The following is a 13,815-nucleotide window of genomic DNA, read 5'->3' on the forward strand; positions in this document are numbered from 1 at the left end:
TTGGCCAATAAAAAGGCCCCGATGGGTATCGGGGCCTTCTGCAGTGCAGGTTTACCAGCCGCAGGCGACCTTAGAACTCCTGCCAGTCACCGTCGGCCAGTTCGGTGGCCACCGGGCGCGCGGCGGCGCGGCGGGCCGGTGCCGGTGCGGCGGCGACCTGGCGCACGGGCGCGCGCGGGGCCGGGGCAGCGAACGCCACCGGTGCCGCCACGTCCTGCTCGTCGAGGGTGAAGATCGACACCGCATCGCTGAGGTGGCCGGCCTGTTCTTCCATCGAGCGGGCGGCGGCGGTGGCTTCTTCCACCAGCGCGGCGTTCTGCTGGGTGGTTTCGTCCATCTGCACCACGGTCTGGTTGACCTGTTCGATGCCTGCGGACTGTTCCTGCGAGGCGGCGGAGATCTCGGCCATGATGTCGGTCACGCGCTGCACCGAGGCGACGATCTCGCCCATGGTCGCGCCGGCCTTGTGCACCAGCGCCGAACCGTCGTTGACCTTGCCGACCGAGTCGTCGATGAGGCCCTTGATCTCCTTGGCTGCCGCGGCCGAACGCTGTGCCAGGGTGCGCACTTCGGAGGCGACCACGGCAAAGCCTCGGCCCTGTTCACCGGCGCGCGCCGCTTCCACCGCGGCGTTGAGCGCCAGGATGTTGGTCTGGAAGGCGATGCCGTCGATGACCGAGATGATCTCGGCGATCTTCTTGGACGAGGTCTGGATCGCGCTCATGGTGGTGACCACCTGGCCGACCACTTCACCGCCCTGGCTGGCAACGGTGTGCGCGCCAATGGCCAGCTGGTTGGCCTGGCGGGCATGCTCGGCGTTCTGGCGCACGGTGGAGGTGAGTTCCTCCATCGAGGCGGCGGTTTCTTCCAGGTTGGCGGCCTGCTGCTCGGTACGGCGCGACAGGTCGCTGTTGCCGGTGGCGATCTCGCTGGCAGCCGAGCTGATGGCCTGGCTGGAATGCTTGATGCGGGTGACGATGCCGCTGAGCTGTTCGGCGGTGGCGTTGGCATCGTCGCGCATGGTGGCGAACACGCCCTGGAAATCGCCGTGCATGCGCACGGTCAGGTCGCCCTGCGACAGCGCGGTGAGCAGGCCGGAGATCTGTTCGATGCTGGCCGCATTGGCGTCCAGCAGGCCGTTGATCTGCTGCGCCAGCTGCAGGAAGAAGCCTTGCTTGCCCTCGGCGATGATGCGGCCGGACAGGTCGCCGGCAGCGGCCTGGGCGATGACCCGTGCCACTTCGGCCTCCACCAGCGCCTCGGGGGTGCGGTCACGCCATTCCACGACGTGGCCGACGCTCTCGCCTTCTTCGTTGCGGATGGTCGAGACCACCTGTGCGAACTGGGCGTCGCCGAACTGCATGGCGCGACGGGCCACGCCATGCTGCTTGAGGTTGGCCAGCAGGCCGGCATCCATCTCGCCGCGGTGTTCCAGCACGGTCAGCGGACGGCCGACCAGCGAGGTGCCCGCGTCGAAATCGGGCAGGTGCTTGCGCAGCTCGTCCTGGTACTGGGACAGGCTCTGCTCCAGGGCGCGGTTGGCGTAGACGATGTTGAGCTGGTTGTCGGTCAGGTAGACGCCGGTAGAGCTGTAATCCAGCGCGGTGCGGATGCGCAGGTTCTCGCGGGCGATGGCCTGGTCGGTTTCGGTGCGCTCGCGCAGGTCGCGCTGCATGCGCTGCATGGCCTGCATCAGGTCACCGACTTCATCCTTGCGGCTGACATCGATGTGGCCATCGAGCTTGCCGCTGGCGACATCGTTGGCCACCGATACGGCGCCGCGCATGCTGCCCACCAGCGAACGGGCGAACAGCCATACCAGCACCAGGCCCAGGGCGGCACCGCCGAGCAGGGCGATGACGGTCAGGGTGGCCGAGGCGGCGTAGGTGGATTCGGCTTCCTCGCGCGAGGCGCGGGCCAGCCGGTTGTCTTCGGCGATCAGCGCTTCGAGCGCCGAGGAGGCCTTCAGGTGCTTGGCGCGGGTCTCGCCGACGAAGGTGTCGATGGCGTCGTCCGGCAGGTCCAGCTCCAGCATTTCGGTGACCGCGTCGTAGGAGGCCAGCGAGGCCTTCCAATCCTTGGCGAAGGTGTCAAACAGCTTCTTCTGCTGGGGATTGTCGATCAGTTCGGGGTATTTCTTGATGGCCAGGTCGATCTGGCCGCGCAGGTCCGCCGAGCGCTTCTTGGCTTCGGTCTTGACGTCGTCGCTGGCGCGGATCAGGCCCTGGTATGCATAGTTGCGGTACTCACCGACCATGCCGCGGATTTCACCGGCGGTGCGGATGCTTTCCATCCGGTGGCCGGCCAGTTCGGTGGTGACGTTGTTGAGTGAGTACAAGCCACGATAGGCCACGATGCCCTGCAGCAGCATCACCAGCAGGAGGACGCCGAAAGTCAGCATCAACTTCGGCATCAGTTTGAGGTTGTTGATCCAGGGCATGGGCGGTGCGATCTCCAAGGGCAAACGCGTCCGGGCATCGTGCCCGGTTGCAGCGACCACGCCGGCCGGTGCCGGCGTGGCATGGCGTACAGCGGATTACTTGATGTTGGCCAGCTTGAGGCCGGCCGGCGAGCTGACTTCGATTTCAGCGCGCGATGCGTCACGGGCGATCTTGCCGATCACGCAGACGGTCTTGCCTTCCAGGCTTTCCAGCGGGAAGCTGAACTTGCCGCGGTTGGCGCCGGCAATGCGGGCCGAGAAGGTGTGGCGCGGGAAGGCGCCGCCCATGTACAGGAAGGTCGGCTGGCCTTCGGAACCTTCGGCGTAGCGGGCCTTTTCGACCTTGCCGCAGACCATGCCGTCCTTGCCGACCGAGCGCGGTGCCATCTCCGGCGGAATCATTTCAGCCGACTGGGCGAAAGCGGACGAGGCGGAGGTGGCGAGAACGGCAACCGAGAACAGCGCAAGCAGGGACTTCATCGGGAAAAATCTCCGGGGAAAATGGACGAATTGGCCCGGCCTTGGGCAGCCCCACACAGCCGGGTCCTGAAGCAGCTATCGGCCGTCCTGGACGGAACTGAAGAACTTTTTTCACCCCGCGTCGACGCGGCGGTGGGGGAAACGGGCACGATCAGGCCGCAGCGTCTTCGACGTGGCTGGGCTGGCCCATGTCGGCGCTGTCGAGCAGGGTTTCGATATCCAGCAGGATCAGCATGCGATCGTCCTGGGTGCCGATGCCGGAAATGAAGCGGGTATCGACGGCGGCACCGAACTCGGGGGTCGGGCGGATCTGGTCGGCGCTGAGCGGGATGACGTCCGAGACGCTGTCCACGACGATGCCGACGACGCGGTCTTCGACGTTGAGCACGATCATGACGGTGAAGGCGTCGTAGGTGGCCTTCTCCAGGCGCAGTTTCAGGCGCAGGTCGATGACCGGCACGATGGTGCCGCGCAGATTGATGACGCCCTTGATGTAATCCGGCGCGTCGGGAACACGGGTAACCGAGTCGTAGCCGCGGATTTCCTGCACCTTGAGGATATCCACGCCGTAGTGCTCGGCGCCGAGGGTGAAGCTGAGATACTCGCCACCGCTGCTGGCGGCATTGGGGTTGCTGTCGTTCATCGAGGGAATCCTGGGTCGGGCGTGGCGGTAGAAAAACCGGGCGTCACGCTGGATATCGGCCTGGATGGGGGCGACTTTAGGGGGCGTGGAAAGGGCGGTCAGCCGTGCACTGCCGAGGCGCGGCGGGCGGTGCCAGGCCCTGCCGTGACCCGCCGCAAGTACGTCCCTGTAGGCTCGACATGCGCCATCCATGGCGCATGACGGTCACGGCAGGGCCTGGCACCGCCCGCCCCACGGATTCCGTGATCGGTTGGATGGAGCCGCCCCTGGCGGGGAGGGGGAGTGCCGAGCGTTGCTCGGCACCTGCACCCGGGAAAAGCAGCCCGTCTAACTCTCCCCGTTCTTGCGCGCGCTGCGCTGACGGTCGATGCGGAAAATGTAGCGCTGGATGGCGCTGTCCCCACCGCGTGGCAGGTTGTCGAACCGCATCCCGACGCGCTTCATCTCCACCCCGTTGGGCAGCTTCACCGCCAGCTGGTTGCAGACGATCAACGACACCTCCAGCGGACCGCTGTCGGGCATGTCCAGCCGCGCCTGGTAGCGCTTCTGCATCGAAAACACGTTGCAGTCCGGCGGCACCGTCACTGCCAGACCGCCGCCGCTGATATCCACCACCCGCAGGTTCAGCGCCTCGCTGCGATCCTCGTTGACCGGAAAACGCAGCTGCGGCGAATCGGTGATCGGGGTCTCCAGCCGGTACAGCTCACGCCGCTGCAGATGCACCAGCTCGCTGGGGAAGGCCACCCGGAAGGCCACGTGGCCGCTGCCCCCGGTCCGTTCCAGATGGTCCAGCCGGAACCGCACCATCACCCGGTCCAGCTGTGCGAAACACAGCAGATGCCCGGCCTCTTCGGCTGCCCGGTTGGCCGGCTCGGAGGGGCTGCCGTCCAGCAGCAGGGAATCCTCGTCCTCGTCCAGCTCAAGGATCGCCGTGGGGAATGACTGGTCGCGGCCACCCAGGTGCGCGTTGATCAGCGAGCGCTGGTCGATCAGCGCCTGCAACAACTGGCGGATCTGCCGGGGATTGCGGACCAGGTAACGATCGTCCGTGCCGTCATCGTGGGCGGCATGGGTTCCGTCGTGTGCGTCAAGGCTGCCTTCGGACATGGACTCTTGCTGTGTTGGGCGGGCGCCGTGGGCGAAGATTGCCGGGGCTCTGTCCGTTTATCGGCAGTAGTTCACGTTTATGTAGGGGGAATTGTGAGCTGCCCGGCCGCGCCGCCCGGCTAGGACGGTGCGAGACGCGCTGTGACGCGGTATCCCGGCGGGCAAAACAACGACACCCCGCCGGAGCGGGGTGTCGTGGGCATCACTCAAACCGAGGGCAGGGCATCAGAATTCCTGCCAGTCGCCTTCGTTGGCCAGCACCGGCTCCCGCACCGCCGTGCGACGCACCGGGGCGGCCGCCGGACGGGCGCGCGGTGCCGCCGCGGCCGGGGTGCGGGCGACAGCCACTGCCACGCTGACCGACGGCGCGGCCTGCCCATCCAGCTTGAACAGCGACACCGCATCGGTCAGGTGGCCGGCCTGTTCTTCCATCGAGCGGGCGGCGGCGGTGGCTTCTTCCACCAGGGCCGCGTTCTGCTGGGTGGTCTCGTCCATCTGGGTGATGGTCTGGTTGACCTGTTCGATGCCGGCCGACTGCTCCTGCGAGGCGGCGGAGATTTCGGCCATGATGTCGGTCACCCGCTGCACCGAGGCCACGATCTCGCCCATGGTTTCGCCGGCCTGGTTGACCAGCGCCGAGCCTTCGGCGACCTTGCCGACCGATTCGTCGATCAGGCCCTTGATCTCCTTGGCGGCGCTGGCCGAGCGCTGCGCCAGGGTGCGCACTTCGGAGGCCACGACGGCAAAGCCACGGCCCTGCTCGCCGGCACGGGCGGCTTCCACCGCGGCGTTCAAGGCCAGGATGTTGGTCTGGAAGGCGATGCCGTCGATGACGGTGATGATGTCGGCGATGCGACGCGAGGACGCATCGATTTCATGCATGGTGCTGACCACGCGGCCCACCACCTCGCCGCCCTGCGAGGCCACGCCGTGCGCGCCGATCGCCAGCTGGTTGGCCTGGCGGGCATGCTCGGCGTTCTGGCGTACGGTGGAGGTGAGTTCCTCCATCGAGGCGGCGGTCTCTTCCAGGTTGGCGGCCTGCTGCTCGGTGCGGCGCGACAGGTCGTTGTTGCCCGAGGCGATCTCGCCGGCAGCGGTGCTGATGCTGGAAGACGCCTGCTGGATGCGCCCGACGATCTGGGTCAACTGGGCGACGGTGGAGTTCGCATCGTCGCGCATGCTGGCGAACACGCCGTGGAACTGGCCCTGCATGCGTGCGGTGAGGTCGCCGTTGGCAATGGCCTGGAGCAGGTGCGAGAGCTGGGACAGGTTGCCGTCGGCCACTTCCATCATGGTGTTGAGGTGTTCGATCATCACCCGGAAATCGTGATCGAAGCGCAGCGCATCGCCACGCTGGCTGAAATCGCCGGCGGCGGCGGCCTGGGCCAGGGACTGGATCTGGGTGTTGATCGCCAGCAGGCTGGCCTTGGCCGCGTCCATCGATTCGTGCAGGATCGCGCGGCTGCCCGGCAGGCGACGCGCGTTCTGCGACAGGTCGCCGGCCGCGTACTGGTTGAGCACGGCGATGGCGTCCTTGATCGCGTCCAGATGGTCGAACACCACCGTGTTGGTGCCCACGGCCAGTTCGCCGTAGACGCCGGGGAAGTCGACCGGCATGCGGTGGGAAATGTCCGGGCCGGCGTGCATGGCCGACATCTGACGGGTTTCGTCCGAGTAGCGGCGCAGCATGCTGGTCATCTCGCCGGTGGCCACCAGCATCTGCCCGACTTCATCGGTGCTGGTGGCGCGGGTGCTGACGCTGAGGTCGCCACGGGCGACGGACTTGATCGCATGCACCGCCTGCGACAACGGACGGGTGATCACGCGCGAGATCACCAACGCCAGCGCGGCGGCGACCAGCGACAGCAGCACCATGCAGGCGATGATCGCGGTCATGCTGGTGCGGTGGGTGGCGTTGGCCTTGTCCAGCTTGGCAGCCATCAGCGAGTTGCTGAAGGCGCCCAGGACCTTGAGGTCGTCGAACAGCTGGCGACGGGCCGGGCGCGACTGGTCGTCGGAGACCTGCCGACCCAGCACGCCGTCACCGGCGGCGACGGCGGCACGCAGTGCGGTGTTGGCCTTGAAGTAGGTGTCCACGTCGGCGGCGACCTTCTGGTACAGCGCCTTTTCCTTGTCGCCGGCCGGCAGTGCGGCGTAGGCGGCCAGTTCTTCGCGAACCGTTTTGGCGGTGGCATCCATGCGCTTTTCGTAGTCGGCAACCTTGTCCGGCTGGTCGAGCATGCTCAGCTGCGCCAGTTCGAAGGTGCGGAACTCACCCAGCTGCGAACGCACTTCGCCCAGGTGCTGGATGGACGGGATGTCGTTGCTGGACATCTCGCCCAGCTGCGTGTTGGCGTCGTTCAAACGGACCAGGGCGAACACGCCCAGGACGACGGTCATCAGGGTGGTGAGCGTGAACCCCACCGCCAGCTTGCGGGCGATGGGCAGATTGTGGAACCACTTCATGGTGTGAACTCCGGGCAGGACGGTGGCGCACAGCCGTGGGGTGCTGGGCGAAAGGCGTTGCGAGTGCGGGGTGGGGCGGGACCGCGTGACGGTGGCGTCATCGCTCTCTCGGGATAGCGGCGTTGCGTCGCCGTAACTTGAGTGCTCGATGTCACATTTTTTTTGAAAACGACACAGCGCAGGCCGCGCCGCATTGGTTGCATAAGCAAGCAATGGCAAGGCTTTCACCTGCGTCGCGCAAAAGGCGGGTCAGTACGCCCGCGTATCCGCCAAGTTCGATGTCACAGTTTCAAAAGGCGTGGAGCACACGGACGAACCACGCGCCGCGGATCGCATGCCCAGGCACAACCAGATGCGTGACGCCCGACGCCGCGGATCGCACGCCCCGCCGACGCCGGTGATCGCATGCCACGCCCGTGCCGCAGGCCGCACGCGACGCCCGCGCCGCAGATCGCACGCGACCCCCGCGCCGCAGATCGCACCCCCGGGTAGTGCCGGCCGCTGGCCGGCAGCACGCAACGCCAGACCTACCCGGCGTATCGGCGCAGAAACAGGGCGAGGAGCCGGCCAGCTGAAAGCGCGTAACCTGAAGACGAGGAGCCCCCGCTAGTAGCGGGGGCGCGCCGACAGGCGGGGGGTGTTGGCGGGTGATAAGACGGGGCCCGCGTTCTGCAAAGCAGAACGTGGGGAGCCATCGCGCATGCGAGGGCGGACCGAGGGGCGCGCCTTCAGGCGGGGGGTGTTGGGTGCTGGTGAGGCGGGGCCCGCGGTTTGCAACGCAAACCGTGGGGATATTTCGCGATTGCGAAATATTACGCGGCCTGCGGCACCCGCAGCGACCGCACCAGGCCACCGATATCCACGATCAGTGACACCCGGCCATCGCCGAGGATGGTGGCGCCGGATACGCCGCTGATGCGGCGGTAGTTGTTTTCGATGTTCTTCACCACGACCTGCTGCTGGCCGACCAGTTCGTCCACCTCCAGCGCGATCTTCTGGCCATCGCCTTCGACCACCACCACCAGCGAGTCATCCTTGGTGCGGGCGCCGAAGCCGTAGTACTCGCTCAGCGAGAGGATCGGCAGGTACTCGCCACGCACGCGCAGCACGCGGCCTTCGCCGGCCATGGTGCGCACGTCCTCGGGCTGCGGCTGCAGCGCTTCGAGCACGTAGGCCAGCGGCAGGATGACCGTTTCACCGGCCACCGCCACGGTCATGCCGTCGAGGATGGCCAGGGTCAGCGGCAGGCGGATCAGCACGCGGGTGCCATTGCCGGCCTTGCTTTCCAGCTGCACTTCGCCGCCCAGCGCCTGGATGTTGCGGCGGACCACGTCCATGCCGACGCCACGGCCGGACAGATCGGTGACCGCATCGGCGGTGGAGAAGCCCGGCTGGAAGATCAGGTCCCAGACCTGCGCGTCGGTGGGGTTGTCGGGCACGCTCAGGCCGCGCTCGAGCGCCTTGGACAGGATCTTGTCGCGGTTCAGGCCGCGGCCGTCGTCGCTGACTTCGATCACGATGTGACCGCCCTGGTGCGAGGCCGCCAGGGTGATCGTGCCGGTTTCATCCTTGCCCGCATCACGACGGACATCGGGCATTTCCAGGCCGTGGTCGATCGAGTTGCGCACCAGATGGACCAGCGGATCGGCGATCTTCTCGATCAGGCCCTTGTCCAGCTCGGTGCCTTCGCCGATGGTGCGCAGGCGCACCTGCTTGCCCAGCCGCGAGGAGAGATCGCGGACCAGGCGCGGGAAGCGGCGGAACACCGCATCCACCGGCAGCATGCGCACGCCGATCACCGCTTCCTGCAGGTCGCGGGTGTTGCGTTCGAGCAGGTCCAGGCCGGCGAACAGCTGTTCGGCGTGCACCGGGTCCAGCGCATGCGATACCTGCTTGAGCATGGCCTGGGTGATGACCAGTTCGCCGACCAGGTTGATCAATGCGTCGACCTTTTCCACGGCGACGCGGATCGAGGTTTCCGCTTCGTGCGCGGCGGCGGCCGGCGCGCCGGCGGCAGGTGAGGCCGCAGAAGCAGCATGCGCCGCCGCTGCCGGGGCAGCCGGTGCGCTGGTGGCCAGGCTCGGCGGTGCGGCCGGACGGATGTCCAGTTCGCAGTCGTCCACGACCCAGGCGAAGGTGTCTTCGATCTTGCTGCGCGGTACCTTGCCGACCAGGCCAAGGTCCCACGCCAGGTGGGCTTCGAGCGGATCGAGCTGGTCGAAGCCAGGCAGGCGCTCCATGCGCGCGGCGACCTGCAGCGAGCCCAGGTGTTCAAGTTCGCGGATGATGCGCAGTGGGTCGTTGCCGCTCATGAACAGCGACGGCGACGGCACGAAGCCGATCTGCCACGCTTCGGGCGTGTCATCGACCTTGGCCGCAGCGACCGGGGCGCTGGCGGCGGCCTGGCCGGACAGCACCGCTTCCAGGCGTGCCTTGATCGCCGCCACCGCCTGCGGGTCGGCCGGCTGGCCGTGTTCGGCTTCGCGCAGCAGGGCGCGCAGCACGTCCACCGAGGACAGCATCGCATCGACCGCCGTGGCCTCGAGCGCGCGCTTGCCGGCGCGCAGTTCGTCCAGCAGCGTTTCCAGCACGTGGGTGAGCGCGGCGATCGCGTCGAAGCCGAAGGTGCCGGCGCCGCCCTTGATCGAGTGCGCGGCGCGGAACACCGAATTGATGATTTCCGGGTCCTGCTGGCCCGATTCGAGCGCCAGCAGGCCAGCCTCCATCGCATCCAGCCCCTCGCGGCTTTCTTCAAAGAACGTGGCGTGGAAACGTTGCAGATCCATGCTCATGATGCGTGGGGTCCGGTTGCGGGGAAGGGAAGGGTGGGGCGGGACGCGTTGCCGGGCTCAGCCCAGCACTTTCTGCACGGTGGCCACGAGCTGTTCGGGATTGAACGGCTTGACCAGCCAGCCGGTGGCACCGGCGGCCTTGCCTTCGGACTTCTTGTCGGCGGCCGATTCGGTGGTCAGCATCAGCATCGGGATGAACTTGTAGTCCGGCAGCTGGCGCAGTTCGCGGATCAGCGAGATGCCGTCCATGTTGGGCATGTTGACGTCGGTCACCACCGCGTTGAAGCGCTGGCCCTTCGCACGGCCCAGCGCGACGGCACCGTCCTCGGCTTCTTCGACGGAAAAACCGGCCGAGGTGAGGGCGAAAGAGACCATCTGGCGCATCGACGCCGAATCGTCCACCACCAAGATACGTGCGCTCATGCAGCGTTCTCCACAGATTTCAGGTTGTCATGGGTTGCGTCCAGGCCAAGGGCCTGGGTGACGCCGAGCAGTCGCGCGGCGTCACGGAAGGTTGCAGTGCAACCGTCGAATCCGGTCGGGTGGCCTGCCTTGCGGCGGGCGTCGACGAATGCGCACAGGACCTGCATTGCTGCGGTATGGATCCGGCTCACTTCGCTGGCATCCAGCGTCAGTGCGCCGGCCTGGTCCACCAAAGGGGCCAGGCGGGTTTTCAGCTCGGTGCTGGTCTCGATACCGAGATCACCACCCAGGGCCACAGTGCTCATCGTTGCTCCGGACAAACGGTTCCGAGGTTTATAACGGCCCAGAACGGGGAAGCTTTAGGGGGACCGGCCAAGGGATCTTCAAGGGGGGGAGGCAATGACCGGGTAGAGCCACCCCACGGGTGGCTGGCGCGGCAGCGGGACGAACCCGTCCGGGCGCATCCGGGCGGTGCTGGCGCCGGTTGGAGCGCAGCCACGCATGGCGTGGCTCTACCGGGGGAGGTGTGCCGAGGTAGAGCCACCCCATGGGTGGCTGTCCGACAGAATGCGGTCAATTCAACAGCTGCGTCGCATCCAGCAGAATCATCGGCTGCGCGGTCACCCGGGCCACGCCGCGGAACAGGTCGTTGGAGATCTGGCAGATGCGCGCGGTGTCCGGCGGTTCGATCTGCGAATCGGTGAGGTTGGCGACATCCTCCACGGCCGAGACACGCAGGCCCATGGTCTCGCCATCCTCTTCGAGCACGACGATGCGGGTATTGGCGTCGTCCTGGGCCGGGCCCGCGCCCAGGTGGATGCCCAGGTCCATCACCGGCACCACCTGGCCGCGCAGGTTCATGATGCCGAGCATGGCCGCAGCGGTGCCGCGCAGCGGCAGCAGCGGCACCGGCAGGACCACTTCCTGCACCTTGAGCAGTTCCAGCGCATAGGCTTGGGCGCCACAGCGCAGGCGCAGCCAGCGCGAGGTGCGTTCGCTGGCGCGGCGGTTCTCGCGTGGGCTGGAGGCGGGGTTGCGGGCCTGGGCCTGCAGTTCCTGCCAGCTGCCCGGGCGGGTGTGCGCCGGGGCGGGCGCCGCGGCACGCGCACTCGGGGCGGACATGGGCATCGTCGTGGGCATGGGACGGGCGGCAGGCAGCGGGGCGGGGGCGGGGACGATCGGTGCGTGCGCCGGTATTGGGGCTGCGGCGACGGCGGGCGCGCTGTCGTGCAGCACCTCGTCGGGCAGGTCGTCCCAGCTGGGTCGGCCTGCGTCGGCGGCGGCAAGAGCAGCCGAGCGTGGCTCGGCTCTACCGGGCGGGGTGGGGGTTTCGTGAGCGGTCGCGAGGCTCTCGACGGTTGGGCCGAGCGCGGGGTCGTTCATCAGTTCGTCGAGCAGCGCGAGGTTGGCCGGGCTGCCGGGCGAGGTGGGGGTTTCGTGAGCGGTCGCGATGCTCTCGACCGGCGGGCCGAGCGCGGGGTCGTTCATCAGTTCGTCGAGCAGGGCGAGGTTGGCCGGGCTGCCGGGCGAGGTGGGGGTTTCGTGAGCGGTCGCGAGGTTATCGATCGGGGGACCGAGCGCGGGGTCGTTCATCAGTTCGTCGAGCAGGGCGAGGTTGGCCGGGCTGCCGGGCGAGGTGGGGGTTTCGTGAGCGGTCGCGTGGCTCTCGGCCGGTTCGCCGAGCGCGGGGTCGACAGCCGCGTCGCGCGCGGCGTCGGTGTCGGCCTCGGGCGCGGTCGAACGGGCGAACTCGGCGCTGATCGCCAGGGCGACGCCCGCCGCTTCAGCGCCGTCCTGCGCGACCACGGCGGCCGCCGGGGCGGCGGACACGTCAGCCGCTGCCGGTGCCGCCGGCACGGCGTCGCCGAGCAGCTGCTCCAGGTAGTCGTCGAGCACGCCGGCGGTGTTCATGCCGCGCGCTCCATCTGCAGCGCGTCGTCGGCCAGGATCCATTCCAGGGCGCGCCGGTAGGCGGCCAGGCCGCGACCGGGATAGTCCTCGGACTGCGGCGGCACGGTCAGGCTGGCGGCGTTGCAGATGCGGGTGTCGACCGGGATCGCGTCTTCCCAGACGCGGTGGCCGTGCTTGTCCTGCATCTGCTTGACCGTTTCGTTGCCGGCGCGGGTGCGGCGGTCGAACAACGTCGGCAGGATCGACATCGGCAGCGTGCGGCGACGCGACCGTTCCACCATTTCACCGGTGCGGACCATGCCATCCAGCCCATGCAGGGCCAGCGGTTCGGCCTGGGTGGGGATGATCAGGCGGTCGGCCGCGGCCAGCGCGTTGATCATCAGCAGGCCCAGGGTGGGCGCGCAGTCGAGCAGGATGTAGTCGTGCTGACCCTGGTGGCGGCCCAGCGCGTTCTGCAGCGCCAGGCCCAGTCCGGGCTGGTTGGCGCTGCGACGTTCCAGCGTCGCCAGCGCGGCTTGCGCGCAGACGTAGTCCAGGCCGGGGATGTCGCTGTGGTGGCTGAGCGTGGACAGCTCGGCCGGCGGTGCGCCGAACCGTTCCAGCACCCCCTGCGGCGGTGGATCCAGTGGCACGCCGAAGGCGCGGGTGAGCGAGGAATGCGGATCGAGGTCGATCAGCAGCACCCGGTGGCCCAGCGTGGCCAGGCCACGGCCGAGGGCCAGGGAGGTGGTGGTCTTGCCCACGCCGCCCTTCTGATTGGCGATTGCCCAGATGCGCATTCGGTTCACTCCTTCATTGCAGGGGGAACGGCGGCGCCAACGCGGCTGCCGGCCGGCACCGGTGGCAACTGCACCGGGGCGAGGGGGGTAAGGGAGGGCGCGGCGGGCTTCGGCGCCGGTGCGGACTCGGCGGTCAACTGCGGGCCGAGCGGGTCCACGCCCTGGGCGGTATCGGCCAGGATGATGACCATGACGCGCCGGTTGCGGTTGCGCCCTTCGGCGCTGGCGTTGTCTTCGCGCGGACGGAACTGGCCGTAGCCGACCATCGCCAGGCGTGCCGGCTGCAGGCCCTGGTCGGCGAACAGATGCACCACGCTGGCCGCGCGCCCGGCCGACAGTTCCCAGTTGGAGGGGAACAGCGAGGTGGCGATCGGAATATTGTCGGTATGGCCTTCCACGCGCACGCCGTTGGGCGCATCGCGCAGCACCTGGGCCAGCTTGGACAGCGTGTCGCGCGCATGCACGTCCAGCGTGGCCGAGCCGGTGGGGAACAGGATGTCGCTGTTGATCTCGACCTCGATCCACAGCTCGGTGCGGCGCACGGTGATCATGCCGCGATCGATCAGCGGTGCCAGGGTGGCGGTGAGTTTGTCGGCGATGGTGTTGAGCTGGCGCTCGGCGCGCTGCAGCTGTTCCTGGTTGCGCACCGATACCGGCATGCGCATCTGCGAGGCCATCGCCGGCAGCAGGGTGGGGTCGTTGGACGGGGCCGGTGCGGACGGGCCGACGCGGTTGCCGGCCTTGATCACCGACGGGCTGTCCCAGCCGCCGCCC

General features: G+C 68.0%; 10 protein-coding genes and 1 pseudogene. All 11 read right to left on the minus strand.

Going from position 1 to position 13,815, the window contains the following annotated elements:
• Nucleotides 1-70: 70 nt before the first annotated feature.
• Nucleotides 71-2,440 (minus strand): methyl-accepting chemotaxis protein, encoded by a 2,370-nt coding sequence (locus RTO53_RS15960; RefSeq protein ID WP_312238724.1) that lies wholly within the window; start codon nucleotides 2,438-2,440, stop codon nucleotides 71-73.
• A gap of 96 nt (nucleotides 2,441-2,536) precedes the next feature.
• On the minus strand, nucleotides 2,537-2,920 hold the full coding sequence (locus RTO53_RS15965) for a hypothetical protein (RefSeq protein ID WP_256777578.1): 384 nt from the start codon (nucleotides 2,918-2,920) through the stop codon (nucleotides 2,537-2,539).
• A 151-nt stretch (nucleotides 2,921-3,071) separates the two neighbouring features.
• Nucleotides 3,072-3,563, minus strand: a complete 492-nt coding sequence (locus RTO53_RS15970) for a chemotaxis protein CheW (RefSeq protein ID WP_312238725.1) — start codon at nucleotides 3,561-3,563, stop codon at nucleotides 3,072-3,074.
• Nucleotides 3,564-3,890: 327 nt separating this feature from the next.
• Complete coding sequence (locus RTO53_RS15975) at nucleotides 3,891-4,670, minus strand: flagellar brake protein (RefSeq protein ID WP_312238726.1); 780 nt, start codon at nucleotides 4,668-4,670, stop codon at nucleotides 3,891-3,893.
• A 225-nt stretch (nucleotides 4,671-4,895) separates the two neighbouring features.
• Nucleotides 4,896-7,136 carry a methyl-accepting chemotaxis protein gene (locus RTO53_RS15980; RefSeq protein ID WP_312238727.1) on the minus strand — a complete coding sequence of 747 codons (2,241 nt, stop codon included), beginning with the start codon at nucleotides 7,134-7,136 and terminating at the stop codon, nucleotides 4,896-4,898.
• Nucleotides 7,137-7,948: 812 nt separating this feature from the next.
• Nucleotides 7,949-9,928, minus strand: a complete 1,980-nt coding sequence (locus RTO53_RS15985; protein ID WP_312238728.1) for a chemotaxis protein CheA — start codon at nucleotides 9,926-9,928, stop codon at nucleotides 7,949-7,951.
• Nucleotides 9,929-9,985: 57 nt separating this feature from the next.
• Nucleotides 9,986-10,351 carry a response regulator gene (locus RTO53_RS15990; protein ID WP_159496673.1) on the minus strand — a complete coding sequence of 122 codons (366 nt, stop codon included), beginning with the start codon at nucleotides 10,349-10,351 and terminating at the stop codon, nucleotides 9,986-9,988.
• A complete protein-coding gene (locus RTO53_RS15995; RefSeq protein ID WP_312238729.1) occupies nucleotides 10,348-10,656 on the minus strand; it encodes an STAS domain-containing protein in 309 nt (102 codons plus the stop codon). The genes RTO53_RS15990 and RTO53_RS15995 overlap by 4 nt, the downstream gene beginning before the upstream one ends.
• A gap of 268 nt (nucleotides 10,657-10,924) precedes the next feature.
• A complete protein-coding gene (locus RTO53_RS16000; RefSeq protein ID WP_312238730.1) occupies nucleotides 10,925-12,262 on the minus strand; it encodes a chemotaxis protein CheW in 1,338 nt (445 codons plus the stop codon).
• On the minus strand, nucleotides 12,259-13,041 hold the full coding sequence (locus tag RTO53_RS16005) for a ParA family protein (RefSeq protein ID WP_312238731.1): 783 nt from the start codon (nucleotides 13,039-13,041) through the stop codon (nucleotides 12,259-12,261). The genes RTO53_RS16000 and RTO53_RS16005 overlap by 4 nt, the downstream gene beginning before the upstream one ends.
• 107 nt (nucleotides 13,042-13,148) lie before the next feature.
• Nucleotides 13,149-13,815, minus strand: a pseudogene (locus RTO53_RS16010) (OmpA family protein); the annotation flags it as partial.

The sequence above is a fragment of the Stenotrophomonas sp. genome, from assembly GCF_031995405.1.
Lineage (GTDB): Bacteria > Pseudomonadota > Gammaproteobacteria > Xanthomonadales > Xanthomonadaceae > Stenotrophomonas.